This is a genomic window from Paenibacillus sp. LS-5 (assembly GCF_056121505.1).
On sequence record NZ_JBWAVA010000010.1, the window covers coordinates 17534 to 33549 of the forward strand.

Consider the following 16016-nt stretch of genomic DNA (forward strand, 5'->3'; position numbering starts at 1 on the left):
CGGTGGAAGTATGGATATGTATGGCGGTATGCCTCTCCCTTACCCGGATGAGTTACTCTATAGCGTGATTACTAGATATCACCTGCGGATGAACAACTCCAGCCCGAAATGGACACTTCGGGAATTATTCGGTACAGATCAGGTTATTCCTACATTGGATCTTCCCAGTCATCTCGATAATCTATCCCCCAGAAGCCAGATCATAGGTATAACATCAGATCAATGGATTGACGAGCATACTTTATATTCATATTACGCCCCCTTTCTTCCTCAGAATAGAAGCCGACAATTAAAGCAGATGATGAGGAGCAATGACGGTTCAGGGATTCATACGCTGGTTGGTATTACAGCGAGTTCCATGGAGCGGAACGGTAAATTGCGATTTTGCCCCTCATGTTATGAAGAAGATATCCAGCGGTTTGGCGAGCCCTATTGGCACCGTGTGCATCAGGCTGTCGGGGGCATGGTTTGTCCAGAACATCGTATTGTGCTTCACAGCATAACACATCCTGTTTCAGATCGACACGGTTTAACGGTGTTGCCTATAGCAAGACACTTATTTCAATCCCATCCAATGGTATCGCCTGTTCCAGAAAGGACTCACCTACGATTGCTTGAAATTGCTCAGGATGTTCAGTTGTTGCTTAGCGTTGGTCACTCACTTCATCTATACGATTCCAGAGACTCTCTATTACATAAATTAAGTGAACAAGGCTATTTGACCCCAGCCAATCGAATTCGGCAGCGCGAGCTTGAGATGAAACTAAGTTCTCATTATGGTAAAGAGATGCTGGAGTTCCTGAACTGTCAGACCTATGGAAATGATTACTCCTGGCTGGCAGTGTCTACAAGGAAAGCTCGTAGAGCCGTTCACCCTTTAAGACGATTGTTGCTTATACGGTTCCTCTTTGGTTCTTTCAGTAGCTTCCTGGAGCAAAGAAATACGAGCCATTCTCCCTTTGGTAAAGGCCCGTGGCCATGTCTAAATAAGGCTGCGGATCATTACAGAGAACCATGTATCACTCACTTGAAAATTACGCGTTGTTCAGACACTGGGAGAGCGGTAGGCACATTCTCTTGTAGCTGCGGGTTCTGTTATTCCAGAAGAGGCCCGGACCAGAGCACAGAGGATCGTTACCGCATCGGCCGCATTAAAGCCTTTGGACCTGTCTGGAAGAATCAACTAGTGGCTTATATGGACAAGGGTTTATCGTACCGAGCTGCCGCCGAGAAGCTTGGCGTGGATACAAATACCGTCATTAAGTACGCACGGCTTAATCCGGAACATGAGAGCTTCAGCAATGAAGTGATCTTGTCGTCTGCGTCTCCCCTAACAATAAAAAAGGGAACTTCCAAAAAGAAACGTAATGCGCATAATGCATGCTACATTCGTGTTGACTGGGAGAAGCGCGACCTCGAATTGAGCTGGGAGGTTGAAGAGGTGTGCAATAAGATGCTTGCCGATCGGGACATGAAGCCTGTTCGAATTACATATGCCTCAGTTGGCAAACGTATTGGAAACCTTGCATTAATTGAAAAACATAAAGATAAGCTTCCGATCACGATGGCTATTTTATCGAACCGTCTCGAAACAGTTGATCAATTTCAAATACGCAGAATTAGATGGGCTGCAGAACAAATGCATGATGAGTTTCCCATTAAACGGTGGAAATTAATCAGAAAGGCCGGAATACGACCAGGTTATTCTAGTGCGGTATCTGACGCGCTTGATTATTACGGCGGTCAAGGATTACATACCTTGAACTTTGCAGATAGGGTGACGACGCAATGGCTTCAGTAGAATTCAGTCCTTGGCCGTTTGAGGAAAATGAGGATGTTGAACTAATTTGGTTTGGATCACCGTACACGGATTATAAAGGTGACTGGAGAATTCGAGTTGCCTTTAGAAGAGCACGAGGTGAGGTTAAAGTCCTGTCTCGAGCCTGGGGAGCAATCCCTCTATTACGAATCGGCCAAATATACACGAAGGGTGTGCTTAATCAAGTCCGCCCAATAAGCGGATCGTCTTATACATTCACGATACCTTCACTTGATCAGGGGAAGATTGTAAATGGGTTTCAATTGCCCAAGCGTCTCATCGACTTTGGAAAGAATCCGGAGTTAGGAACGCAAAATATTATTCAGTATACAGTGGGGAATATAACGGTCTGTATTCCTGTTGTCGAGCTTCTTAGAGCAATGTTTATTAATTCGCGGCTAATGGCATATTCGCTGATGCAGCCCCATGGTCTAGAACAACTTATTGAACGATGTGAATTTGAGAATAATGTTCTTCACTTTCATTTAGGAACCCGGGTACCTAATACAATGGCTAATGAGAGTAATGCCCGTCATATGTCATGGATCTATCTAGACCCCCAAATGAATACCATGTGGAATTCCGTTTATCAAAGATTGTTCAGTAGAGCAATAGCCGATTCTCCTACTAATCCCAAGAAGGTATTTAGAAAGGGGAATCCTCTTGATGTGGAGCTTCCCTCTACCGGTCCAATCGAACTGATAGTAAGGGGCGATCAATTCATGAATAGGGTTTTGGTGAAAGAAATTGTGGGGTTCGCCGGCTTCACGCATCCGGCAACCGAAATTGACTTCTGGCATCACTCCAAAAAGCGGCAGGAATCAGTCTTTGGAGACAGGCGGTTACGGATACCCGATCAATCCAAGAACGACGACGTTATAATTAATGAAAACAGTGAACATGCAAAAGAAGATACAAATCAGGATGTACTTGAAGCACCCCCTACTTTTGTGAAATTTATTAATTTTCCCGTCGTGAGAACTCGAAAGAAAAATGTGAAACAAACGCATGCGGGAGACGATGTGGTCGTTAATACAGGTAGAGGCGGCAAAAATTTGGACCAACCTAGACAGGTCAGTGTTCAAGATTCAATCGTGGGCGGCGATACTCCACCTATTGATTTTCAAACTTTAGAGATGGTTCCGATTTCTGAAGCTATTGGTCTAGAAGATTTTTTCAAAATGATAGCATTGCTGAAGGAAATGACTTCATTTTCTATCCGAATGTCTATAGTTCGAATTCCGCCTGGCAAACGGTTTTCGGTATGTCCAAATGGTGCGAGTCGAACCTGTGCTATTGTCCAAGTATCAAATAGTATGTTTACGAAGTACATTATAGAGGTTGCACGGCCGGATAATTGGTCGATATCGACACTTTTACTAGAACCATTTAGAGATAGTTCCATGAAATTGATAGAGAATGAAATAAGTAATCTATTGAATAGTCTGGTATCTAAAAGTGGCCATTGGGATAAAGTAATATTAAGTCAAATTAACAACCTGAAAATAGAAAAAATCAAACATCTTACAGGGGATTCCACAAAAGACTGGTCTCGCAGAATATGTAGTAAACTACAATAATATAAACAAAAATTTGTGTGAAGCTTAACAGTTTACTATATAATCTACTTAGAAGATAACTAAGACTGGTAGGTAACTAACTGTGAAATATACTTGTATTGAAGTCTTTTGTGGTGCTGGGGGACTAGCTTACGGACTAAAAAAAGCAGGATTCAAAGTATTGTATGCATTTGATCATAATGAGTCAGCTATTAAAACATTTAAGCATAATATAAATAAAAAAGCTGTTGTTGCAGATGCACTAAAAATATCCGCAGAGGAAATATTAAAAAAGACCAAACTTGCAAAGGGTGAACTCACACTCTTATCCGGAGGACCTCCCTGTCAAGGGTTTTCTAGACAAAACAAAAATGGTGAGAATGGTGATAAACGAAATAGATTAATAGTAAAGTATATCCGATTAGTACAAGGAATAGAGCCTAAGTTTTTTTTGTTAGAAAATGTGGATACCTTTAAAAAAAAGCGTGGCCAAGCATATCTTAATCTACTTCAGCAAGGATTATCAAACACATATAATATCATTGTAAGAGAAATTAACTGTGCTGATTTTGGTGTTCCTCAAACCAGAAAAAGGACGATTGTAATTGGTGTTCGTAAGGATATTAATTGTATATATACATTCCCTGAAGTAAGTCACCCACAATATAAATGGGTTACTGTGAGGCAGGCGTTAAGAGGACTAGATTCACCACCAGCAGATGGATCGGAACATCCTGAATTACCAAATCATACTCTTGCAAATATTACGGAGATAAACCGGGAGAGAATTAAGTATGTTCCTCAAGGTAGTGGACGAAAATGCTTACCTCGAAGACTTCAGTTACAATGTCATAAGAAAAAAACAGGTTGGCCGGACGTTTATGGTAGGATGTCTTGGGATAAGCCTGCACCAACAATCACGGGAGGATTTGATAACTTTACTAGAGGTAGATTTGCTCATCCTCAAGAACATAGACCCATAACATCTAGAGAAGCGGCAATACTTCAGAGCTTCGATAATAAGTTTAAATTTATTGGAACTAAAGGTGATATAAGACAACAAATAGGTAATGCCGTTCCACCATTGTTAGCAAAGGTACTTGGAAAATCGATAATTACAGCTCTAAAGGCTGCAGAAGCAACAAGTCTTAAATAAGGAGTGGTTCTTTTGGCAAGATTTCGAACCAAAGCTCGAGCAGTAGACCTACTGGGTAAGCAGCAAATTCGAGATGAGATTACAGCAATTTCAGAGTTATTGAGAAACTCTTATGATGCTGATGCATCCGAGGGACTCATTGATGTGTCTTTAAAAGAAGAACATATAGTGGTCTGGGATGATGGCGATGGAATGAATGAAAAAGACCTCGTAAATAACTGGTTGACTATAGGCACTTATTCTAAAGCAAAAGCTTCACCTGTGAAAACTTCCAAACGTCGCATTAAAATTGGTGAAAAAGGTATCGGTCGATTGGCTATATCTTTGCTAGGAAATCAGTTGTTGATCATCTCGAAAAAAAAGGTTGAGAATGTGTGGTCTCTGCTTTATTTACACTGGGGCTTATTTAGAAATGAACAGCTGTTTTTAGAAGATATTGAGATACCAACAAGAAGCTTTAATTCAGTATCTGATCTGAATAGCTTTTTGGAGAACGATTTCCAATCTCTAAAGAATGAATTGATTGAAAATCTTGATTATCCAAATAAATGGAATGATGATGGAAAATCAAAAATTAGGAGCGAAATTCTTAACTTCAAACTTTCTAAGGATATTTATAAAAGAATACAAATAAATGAATCTCGAGGTGGAGGGACAATCTTTTTCATTAGAAATATTGAGAACGATTGGGATTGGGAAATTTATAAGACTAATATTGAAGACGAGAGCCGAAAAGAGAGAAAACGTAGGCTTCAAAATGTGCTTGTGTCTTTCTCGAATTTAATTGATTTATTTGATAAAAAAGAAGATGAAATTAGTAATGATGGTTTCACTCCACGTATACATATAGATGGTCAAAAATTAGAAAGAGAATCATGGTTTAATCCAGATGACATTGAATTATATGATTATGCTCTTAAGGGGAAAATAGAAGAAGGCTTATTTACTGGGCAGGTTTATGTTCGTAATTCATCTGACACTGATGTTTTTGACGTATCAAATATTGAACTGACCAATGGCATCCACACAAGCAGTATGGCAGATTGCGGTCCTATTGATGTTAAGTGGTTTTTTATTGAAGGGAGAGATGATCTAACTTCACTGACGAAAGAACAATCAAATATGATGCGTGAAAAACTAAGCGATTCTGGAGGTATATATGTCTTCCGTGATGGTTTAAGAATACTACCTTACGGAGAGCCAGGAAACGATTTTCTGAGAATCGAAGAAAGACGTTCAAAAGGAGCAGGCTACTATCTTTTCAGTCATAGAAGAATGTATGGTTTTTTGGAGATTAGTAAACTTAAAAATAAAAACCTAATTGATAAATCAAGTAGAGAAGGTTTTGTAGAGAATACGTTCTACAAATATTTTATAGCAGTCAGCCAAAATCTACTGGTTTGGTGGGCAAGAGATTTTCTTGAATCTACAAAGGAATCTGGACTGCGCGCTCAAAGAATTAAGAGATTACAAGAGGATAGAGAAAGAGACGAAAGAATAATTAAGCAACAGAGAGAAGAAGAAAAAAGAGAAAGAATGTATTTCCGTGAATTAATGGATGTATTGAATTCATTTCAAACGCAGGTGGATAGTAGCTACAATCGTATTAAGAACATCATTCAATTGGAATTAGAATCAAAAGTAAAATATTTAGAACACAGATGTGCCAATATACAGGAATATTCTGACGAATTATTCTATATAAAAATGGAACTATATAAGTTCATTGCTGATTTGGATGAATTGATAATTCCCTATAATTCGAGATATTTTCATTCTCCAGAGATTCTAGATCAAATTGATCATGCAGGCTTGCTGATTAAAATGTATAAAACTAAATTAGAGAGCTTCATAGAAGATTCAATCAATAACTTGGAGGAACCCGACTTTAGTACTGCTAACGACAGTAATAAAGATAAGGTTGATGCGCTCTCGGATAGAATTTATCAAATCACCAAGTGGAAAGATAATGTATTTAAGCCTCTTTGTGATGAGACGATAAGTAAACATTTAAATGATTTGAAAAAAGAATTTTATACTTTAATTAATGACATAATTCATAATTATGAAATTAATCTAAGAAAGTCTCAGCTTCGGTTCATTGAATCTATTCAAATGGAGTTAGAAGAGAGTAATGCTTTATTATATGAGGTTCTAGAGAAAGTACAATCTTTTGATTATATACTTGATCCAGCAAATGTCGAAATAGAGGCTAATACCGTGATTAGCCAGCATGAACTTTTAATAAATAAAGCCCAGCAAGAATTATTACAGTTTTCAGTCGAAATAAAAACAATGGATCTTACAAGAAACGTACGGAGTTTTTTACATGAGGCCAAAGATAAGTTAATGGATAGCGATAAGTATTTTTCAGATGACGATTTCATTGGTTTTTTAAAGAAAGAAGTCATAATGTATAGGGAGCTTTCATCAATTGGCTTAGCTGCTGAACTTACTAGTCACGAATTTAATGCTCTGTATAATAGCATAAACGAGAATATAAATATACTTTATAAATCTCTAAGTAAAACTAAGGCGTTGCCGGTGATTGAGAGAACAAGAAATGCATTTAAATCTTTAGAAAGATTACACCAGAGGATGAATCCCTTATACCGTCAAGTTAGAGCAAGAAAGGAAAGAATTTTTTTAAAACAGTTCATTGATAACGTGCTTGAATATTTTGAATCAGATATTAATAGATACAATATTCAAGTTCATATCCGCTTCTCAGAGGAATTGTTAATTAAAGAAAATGAAGCCGTTTTGTTTACTCCTATAGTTAACATAATATCAAACTCTATATATTGGTTGCTTAATCAGAATACCAAAGAAATACATTTTTACGCTAATGATAACAAACTATATATACATGATACAGGTCCAGGCATTCCTAATAAAGATCAAACAAGGATTTTTGAACCGTTTTTTACAAGGAAAGTTGAAGGTAGAGGTTTGGGACTTTTTTTATCAAGAGATATTTTAGAAAGCAGAGGCCATAAACTTTACCTCATAAACCAAGGTGAAGAATTAATACCGCTTAGTGGTGCATGTTTTTGCATTGAGTTTAATACAGAAGCCTTTGGAGATGATATTTAATATGAGTGAGATCATGCAGGTTGAAGCGATAGTGAAGCGATATTTTGATAATGCAGTTATTGTTGATGACCAATTAAATTTTAACGAAATTGAACTGCCTGAAATAACAGACGAAGAACTTGGAGAAATCCCTGATGATTTTTTCATTGATGATGTCGCTTCAACTACTGAAGAAGATTTAAATGAAAGACCTAAAGAGTTACTTCAACAATTGACTCTTGACGGATTTATTGCATACCCGTATAAATATGGTACGCAAAGTGCTAGTGCACAACTGAGGTTTTTATCTAAAGTATTAGATACAACAAAATTGCTTTTTATAGATTGGAACCTGGAAAATTTCAATCCTGATTCTCCTGAAAAACCTGGAAAAGCAGCTATTGAAATTTTGAATTATTACTCTTGCCAACTAGTTGGTTTAAAATGTGCAGTAATCTACACACAAGAAGATTGTGACGTTGTTATAAGTCAAATCTCTTCATATTTCGATGTAATTGATAGAGAAAGTTATTTTTTTCAAGAACACGGAAAAACGGAAGGAAACTCTTTATTTGGTTTCGTAATGAAAAAGGATATTGAACCATCAGAACTCATAAGAAAGATATCGCAAATTTTATTGAGTGATAAATGTATTCCGATTCATATTATGGATAGTGCTAGTAGACTTGAGAAGAGCATAACTAAAGCAATCCATAAATTTAACGCTCCTTTTGAACAGGTACTATTAACACAGATTTTATCGTCAGAAATTAAAAATGAAGGTATTCCGAAATTTTTAGATGATACGTTTCTATCAAGTGTATTATCAGACGATACGGCAATACAGCCAAGTAATTTTCTTTTTAGTGCGAAAAGAAACAAAATAAAGAATGTCTTAAGGGCGAAAACAATTGATATTTCTAATATTTCTACTTTTTTTGAAGTTATAAACTTTAAAGGGAAACAAGCGATATTGGATTTATTTAGAAATGCTGAATTTGTTGAAGGTTTGGAGAAAGTTTTTAGAGACGAAGAACTTATATCATTTGAAGATTTGAAAACGAGAATTCGTTCAATTCTCCCAAACCCTTCACTGGATAATAAAATCAATGAAATAGTATTAATGATATTCTTAATTGTCGATTATATTGATAATACTGAGGGATTTAAAAATGCATTTTTAGAACAAACTTATTATTTCACTAAACTTCTGAAATTTATGGATACAGCAGGAGAAAAAATTCATACAGGAAGCATTTTTAAAAAAAATGATGACGATACTTATTTGTTATGTATTACACCTTTTTGTGATACTCACCGACCAGATAAGGTGAAGGATATATTTAAATTTGTTGTGGGCAATATTGTGAGTTCTGACAAAGAATTACTTAAGAATAATAGTGATAATTTTGCCTGCACAGGAGTGCCTTTTGATGAGGAGAAAGCTGTAAAATTCATTAGATGGGATTTCTACCATGTAATTTCTATGAAGAAAGAAGAGGTTTTAAGAGATTGCGAGAAGATTGCCACTTTAAGGAAAGAATATATTCAAAATATAATTAATAGATACATTTCATATCAAGCAAGAGCAGGAGTAAATGAACTTTTCTTCAAAGAAACTTACAGAGAATCGTTTTACAACGTATTTAACAGTTAACTTTATATGTAGTCTATCACTTTATATTCCGTTCTTATATAAAGGCTAACTCAATTTATCGTAACATTCCTTACCGCTTCTCATAGCAATGGACGTTGAGAAAAAGTGTTCGAGCTCATATGCGAATCACAATTAAGATGATACTTGAAAAATATAGGTATCGGCCAGATCTTGAGAAGATGGTAATTAGTTAGGTACTTTAACAGACGGAATCAATGGCTCATACATATTCATGGAATTTAAATACTAACAGACATCGGGCGTAGCTAAAAAGGTTTTATTTAGCTACGCCTCAATTATTTTATGACCGTTATTAGTACCGAAGAGAAATTAATTATATCCTTTGAACTGTCGAGAAACCTCCAATAGCTACAAGGTAAAATCGAGCAAATACAATAGCTAAATTAGTAAAAATACGAAGTGATAAATCAAATACTTGCGAAGTAGAGTGTAGTTTAATATATATATATGCATAGGAAAGGGTGGAATTTATGGTAGAAGGATACATTAAATGGTATAACGACAATAAAGGGTATGGGTTTATTGATGTTGGTAGTGGCGAAGATGATATTTTTTTTCATATTTCTGGAATGCAAAATAATACAATTATACCCCAACAAGGACAAAAAGTACTGTTTGAAAAAGTATTGGGTCAAAAAGGGATTATTGCAAGTAATATTCGTTATTTAGTGGCAAGTGAGATGGAGAGGTCAGAATCGTCAGAAGAGTATTCTACTGAAGTAGTTATTACACCTGGTAAGAGCTCATTTTTGATGATAAATCATTTTACTGATGAAGAAAGAAAAATTATCAATGGATTAAGCAAGTATTTTTATATTACAAATGGCGGAGGGACAATAAATCTAGGGATAACCAGCGAATATAGATATTTTCTAATGAAGCCGATTAATAAGTACCAGGAGATGTTTAATTTAAACCGTGAAATTATTGTTATATTTAGCCCATATTCTATTTTCCAACCTCGAACTTTAGATGCCATTGATGTTGCATATAAAAAGCATTCACGTCTTCGAATTGATAGAATATGTAGTGTGATAATAAGTAAGGATACAACCATTGAGAAGAAATTGTATGAAATACTTAGCAAGGATACAGAGATGCAAATAATTATTCCTTTTTCATATTCGGAACTAATTGATAAATTTAGCGAAGGGTTTGTCGTGGATAGAATTAAAAAACACTTTTATGAACGTGATCTTTTCGAGTTTGAAGCTCCAATAAAAAAACAATTATACTTTTTTGGGAGAACCGATGTTGTGCACGGATTATTAAATAGACATCTTTCTGGGGAGCACTCAGGTGTTTTTGGATTAAGAAAGACAGGAAAAACCTCTATTTTATATGGAGTAGATAGAGCCTTAAAAAGGGAAAATGGGATATCAATTTGGATTGATTTTCAGAATCATCACTTTAAGCGTTGGAACCGCTTGTTATATGCGATCATTTCTACAATAATTAATGAAAACAATATTGATTTGGATCGAAGTGAAGATGACTATTGTGAAGAGAAAGCTCCCTCCTTATTTGAATCAGATATGCTACACTGTTGTAAAAAAACAGGAAAGTTACTTATCTTTTTTGATGAGATAGAACATATAACTTTTAGCATTTCTATATCTGACCATTGGAAAGAAGGAAGGGACTATATAAAGTTCTGGCAAGTAATTCGGTCTTGCTCGCAAAAGCATCCTGAACTATTTACATATATTATTGCAGGTACAAATCCTAAATGTATTGAGACAACAAGAGTTGCAGGAGTCGATAATCCTATTTATAGTCAGTTTGACCCTGAAAGTTATATAAAAGCGTTTGATACAAAAAGCACAAAAGAAATGGTAAATAAATTAGGTGGTTATATGGGGCTTGAATTTGATGATATAGTTTGCGCGGCTTTAACTCAAGATTACGGTGGTCATCCGTTTTTAATAAGACACGTATGTAAGACCATTAATCAACTAATTAAAGAAAATGGAACATTAAATAAGCCAATTAGGGTAAATAAAACAATTTACGATCAGGGGAAAAAGTTATTTGAAGAGAAATACGCTGAACGATACTATGAAATGATAATAGAAGTGTTAAGAGAGTTTTATTATGATGAGTACCAAGTTCTAGTTTATCTTGCATTGGGCGACATGGTTAACTTTAATAAATTTGCTATTCAATCTAATAATTATACAAACCATCTACTAGGATATGGGATAATTGAAAAGACTGGAGAGTACTACGGATTTAAGATCGAATCTCTAAGAGAATACATTATTAGAAGTAATCAATTTCAAAAGTTAAACATGAGTAATGAAGAAAAGAGGAAAGAAATCGATGAACGCCGTGGAAAAATCGAGCCCAAATTAAGACATATAATATATAACCAACTTCGGTTTACTTACGGTGAAGCAAACGCTAAGAATAGGGTTTTAAATAACTATAATTACGATCAAGCAAAAAAAACCAAATACTCAGCCTACCAATATAAGGAGCTGTTTGATCCAAAAAAGGTTACAACATCATTATCTGATCTTAAAAATATTATACTTAATAATTGGGATCCGAGTTTTAAAGCCGTATTTGACACAGATAAGAGTAAATTTAAAAATAGACTGGAAGCAATAATTGAAGTTAGGAACTACTCATCGCATTCAGCAGATATTACGGAATCAGAAATGCTCAGTTTTAGGGGGGCAATGTCATGGATTGAAGAGTTGGTTGAAAGCTATTACGGCATTTGAGTATTATTCGAAATCTAGTCTAATACTTTATTTTTCTGTAATTTGATTGATACAAATTCCCTTTACTTCTCAGTCTAGAACTTATTTCTCAATACCTGACGATTTTGTAACCAAAAAACCGCGTCAGATCAACAACTCCAGTCTAATACTTTATTTTCTCTGAACATATTTGACTAATCACATTAAAGTGTTGTTCTGAAAAATATGTTAATTATCATCTGCCGTCCTAAGAATTTAGGGCGGTTTTATTATTATAGATAGGAAGATGAAAATGGATAAACTAGGAGATAAAGTAAAGCTATTCAAAGTTTGAGCAAGGAAAGACGAAGCCTCCAACTGAGGCATCGCTTTAAATAGTATCACGTAATCACTAAGCAATTGCTTGCAACAGCAGTACATTTGATCAAATGAGCAAAATTCCCAGTCGATCAGAAAAGTCTTTATTCGGTAAAAAGCGATAAGAGTGGGAGTAGAGGGTTTAGATGATAATGAACTTCTGGAAGATCGGAAGATTTGTTCGAAACTTTAGAATGGAATTTTTTAACGGGGGAGAGCTCAGAGTAGAGCTTCGTTATCCAAGAATTTTAAGGAGGATGGTCCATAGCTTCTAAATATAGATTTAATGTTCCCCGACTGGATCGGCAATCACTTACGCGGGTGGCTCGAAAATCCCCCCTCGAGGGGGATTACCTTATTGAAGTGGTGTAGATATTAATTTTACTTTTTAGTTGTATAGTTTTTGTTCATAACTTTTTTCTTAATTGTAAATACCATCACACCAAATGCAGCCTTGAAAATGTTCACTTTACGCGGATAAACTTTTGAAACAAGCCCGGTTTCCTTCCAGTAGGACTTATCATACTGTACAAAGGGGGTATCCACGGCACTCATGGCGCGAAAGGTATTATGGGTGATAAAGACATTCATGCTCGGCTCTTTTGTTTTATCATGCAAAATGATGTTATAAAAATTTTCAGATACTCTATCTACTATTTTTTTCTGCTTTTCAGTAAGCGAAAATGGTCTTGTTTGTATTTTGCAGCTCAAAGTTTGAACATTGGAGATACCCCATTGAGACATAGTTGACTTCAAATACTTGGCAACTGTTTTTTCCCCAGCACCAGCAGTTGTGGTAATAACCAGTCCCTTTTTATCAAATAGCCGAGGCCGATGGAAATAATATGACAAATGATCAACCAAGTTCTTCATAGAAGCATTCAAATGCAGAGAATAAACAACACCGCTTAGAATCAGCGCATTGCAGGATTCAATCTTTTCCGTAACCGATTTCATGGTTTTATAGTGCGGGCACTTGAGTTCACCTCTTACAAAACATACATGGCAGGACATACAAAATGGTAGATCAAGTTCTCTTACGTTAATTTCAGTTATTTCAACATCGTGAAGTTTAAGGCGACTAATGACTTCTTGCGTCAGCTTATACGTATTCCCTTTACGCATACTGCCGTGTATCACACAAATATTCATTTTTTCTTCTCGCTTTCTTTCGCCAAATCAAAATTTCTTGAGCAACTAGACCTCAAGATAATTTGGATACATAGTAACTAGTTCGCTATGGCCATGCAAATTCATCCTATCAATACATATTCTACTGCGTGTTGGGAAAAAATCGATTTTATTTGTTTTATCGTAGAGTTTAAAGAAATAAATATATAATATTCTTTCTAAAAAGAAATAGATCAATAATTCCTCATGCTTTAATACATGGGTGGTTGCTTTGATTGATTCAATTTCAATATTTGGAATTTTGAACTTGGATGCAAACACAAGCGGACCAATTTCAATATTGCTCTGATTTAGATTTAAAAACAAAATATGCTCACTCTTATCTATCCATAACTTATCTTGTTCATACTTCCTTACTTTTGTAATTACAATATCGTAATTTTTCTTAATATCATCATCTTCCTCGTTAGTGATATTAATAAAAGGAATTTCCGAAAGAAATTTTGATATATAAGGTAAAGAGTTATCTAGTGATAAATACACTTCGCAAGTTTTCTTTTCTTTAATAATTTCTTCGACATCGTTTAAATACATTTCCAGTCGATCCACTGAGATGATAGATGGTAATAAAAACTCTGTATACTGTCTTATAAGGACAAACAGTGATTTTGTTCTATCATCAGAACAAAAAGTAAAACTAGACGGAAAGGAGTCGATTAATTGATTCATCTCTGAAGACTCTATAGAATGATCCATATCTTTATTCTGACCATAATACATGATTTGTTTGAATTTATCTAAATCAATCCCTTTATCCTCAAATGTAACTAATGCTTTATTCGAAATACAATTTTTTATAATGATAATATTTGCTTCTTTTATAATTTGAAATTTGTGATTTAAATAGTACATTTTACACCTACCCCATTAAGAATGCATAAAGTACAGTCTGTTTTTCATTGATCATATTACTTAGCGCAGTATCATAAAAACCACCCAAGGGAACACTTTGAATCCCTAAATATTGAGATACCAATTGTATATTTTGTCCAATGTGACCGGCTTCTTGTTGAATTAGTTTGTAAGCGATATCATAATATTTTTTTGAGATAGACTGTATATCAATACTAAGAACAATAGAAAACTGTGTTGTATCAGCTAAATATCCCTGAAGAAAAGCAGTTTTAACTTCTTTCCATGGCTGATATTTCTTTATCATTAAATCACCAGTATCACAATTTACTTCTCCAATGTTACCGAACTCAACCAATTCTTGATGTACATTTTTTTCATTGAATAGAATATGAATTCTTACATTATATTCTGCTCCTCCTGAAGGATAAGTACGTCCTTTACGATTACCACCTATAAAAGCTAAGTTACAAAATTTTGAAATGAATTTTTGATTAATTATTTGCTTATTCTTAAAATAACTAACGCAAGTTTTTCTTTCATATAATACTTTTTCAAAAGAATTATCTAAATCCAGTGAATAATCCAATCTGACTAAAGGATAATTATCGTTTGGCATCCTTTTTCTATGTTGATGCTGATACATCTGTGAAAAGGCAAACTCCGGTTCATTCAACGAAACCATATGGTAGTCAATGAATGTTTTCTCTATGTTCGGTGAGAATTCCCATTTGAACATTTTTATAACCAGGCCTTTCGCTACGCTCAAGGCATAAAACGGAATGAAACCGTCTATTGCTTTGAAGCTTATTTTTTATGATAAATATATTAAGTGAACAGATTCACTACAAATTGCGGGATGTTAATCTTGGCTTAGCGAAAATGGCTGTATCGATGGGTTCATGGAATCTACTGGTAAGTACTGGATTACTAGGATGTGTAAACATTCGAAGGCATTTTTGGTAGGGCTTAGGGATGCCTCGAAACCGGTGACTATTCTGAGGTTTTCAGAAAGAACTTGGTTTGATGATACAATCCCAGATATCGGGGATTTTTGGTAATTACTATTCGCGCCAAATTGGCACTGATAGACTGTGTTCCTGAATAAAAGAAAAGTGTCTGCAGCTCTCGTGCCGGCATCTACATTAAACCTCTTCTTGTTCATGTGCCAACGCTGCGATTAAAGGGAGGGAGTAAACACCATGGAATTCGTAATCGTTTCTTAGTCATCCAAACGACGTAGAGATTGTAAACGTGCAATTATTGCGGTCGCCACAATGTTGCTTACAGCCATTTATCATGTGATCGCCAAAAACGAAGTTTACTTCCACGCTTTTCGATAACTATTTCATCTCCCACCTTTCTGTAACTAAATAAATCCACTAATCTAACAGTAAAAAACACTTAATTTGCACTAATATAATTTTCTTTAGATTGTATATGTTATATTTTCTGAGTTTATAATAGTCCACACAAATTACAAAAGTCAACATATATATGAACTAATGTATTTTTCGACATTTATTTATTATATTTTCCAATTTTGTATTTCGTATGCGGAAAACTACGTGCACATAGCGCGACAAAAACAGCAATAGCAGCTGCCTTTAATATTAATCAC

10 protein-coding genes are annotated in these 16016 nt (G+C 35.2%); 7 read left to right on the forward strand and 3 right to left on the reverse strand.

Translation table 11 applies throughout. From position 1 onward, the window contains the following. Positions 1 to 10 precede the first annotated feature (10 nt). From AC0MA3_RS15725 to AC0MA3_RS15755, 7 genes are all read left to right on the forward strand, one after another. Complete coding sequence (locus AC0MA3_RS15725; protein WP_474656865.1) at positions 11 to 1801, forward strand: TnsD family Tn7-like transposition protein; 1791 nt, start codon at positions 11 to 13, stop codon at positions 1799 to 1801. Continuing rightward, complete coding sequence (locus tag AC0MA3_RS15730) at positions 1789 to 3399, forward strand: Tn7-like element transposition protein TnsE (protein WP_474656866.1); 1611 nt, start codon at positions 1789 to 1791, stop codon at positions 3397 to 3399. The genes AC0MA3_RS15725 and AC0MA3_RS15730 overlap by 13 nt, the downstream gene beginning before the upstream one ends. Before the next feature lie 82 nt (positions 3400 to 3481). Beyond that, positions 3482 to 4534, forward strand: coding sequence for a DNA cytosine methyltransferase (locus AC0MA3_RS15735; RefSeq protein WP_474656867.1), 1053 nt, complete (start codon positions 3482 to 3484; stop codon positions 4532 to 4534). A 12-nt stretch (positions 4535 to 4546) separates the two neighbouring features. Continuing rightward, positions 4547 to 7630, forward strand: a complete 3084-nt coding sequence (locus AC0MA3_RS15740; RefSeq protein ID WP_474656868.1) for a sensor histidine kinase — start codon at positions 4547 to 4549, stop codon at positions 7628 to 7630. Position 7631: 1 nt separating this feature from the next. Then, positions 7632 to 9266, forward strand: coding sequence for a hypothetical protein (locus AC0MA3_RS15745; protein WP_474656869.1), 1635 nt, complete (start codon positions 7632 to 7634; stop codon positions 9264 to 9266). A 95-nt stretch (positions 9267 to 9361) separates the two neighbouring features. Beyond that, positions 9362 to 9460 carry a type I restriction enzyme endonuclease domain-containing protein gene (locus AC0MA3_RS15750; protein ID WP_474656870.1) on the forward strand — a complete coding sequence of 33 codons (99 nt, stop codon included), beginning with the start codon at positions 9362 to 9364 and terminating at the stop codon, positions 9458 to 9460. A 297-nt stretch (positions 9461 to 9757) separates the two neighbouring features. Further along, positions 9758 to 12016 (forward strand): cold-shock protein, encoded by a 2259-nt coding sequence (locus AC0MA3_RS15755; RefSeq protein ID WP_474656871.1) that lies wholly within the window; start codon positions 9758 to 9760, stop codon positions 12014 to 12016. Between the two features lie 717 nt (positions 12017 to 12733). Here the strand turns inward: AC0MA3_RS15755 and AC0MA3_RS15760 are convergent. Genes AC0MA3_RS15760 through AC0MA3_RS15770 form a run of 3 tightly spaced genes read right to left on the reverse strand, consistent with a single transcriptional unit; the run spans position 12734 to position 15041 of the window. Beyond that, the gene (locus tag AC0MA3_RS15760; protein ID WP_474656872.1) at positions 12734 to 13504 is read right to left on the reverse strand and encodes a flavodoxin family protein; all 771 of its coding nucleotides are present in this window, start codon (positions 13502 to 13504) and stop codon (positions 12734 to 12736) included. A gap of 45 nt (positions 13505 to 13549) precedes the next feature. Further along, a complete protein-coding gene (locus AC0MA3_RS15765; RefSeq protein WP_474656873.1) occupies positions 13550 to 14395 on the reverse strand; it encodes a hypothetical protein in 846 nt (281 codons plus the stop codon). Positions 14396 to 14402: 7 nt separating this feature from the next. After that, complete coding sequence (locus AC0MA3_RS15770) at positions 14403 to 15041, reverse strand: nitroreductase family protein (RefSeq protein ID WP_474656874.1); 639 nt, start codon at positions 15039 to 15041, stop codon at positions 14403 to 14405. Between the last annotated feature and the right edge of the window lie 975 nt (positions 15042 to 16016).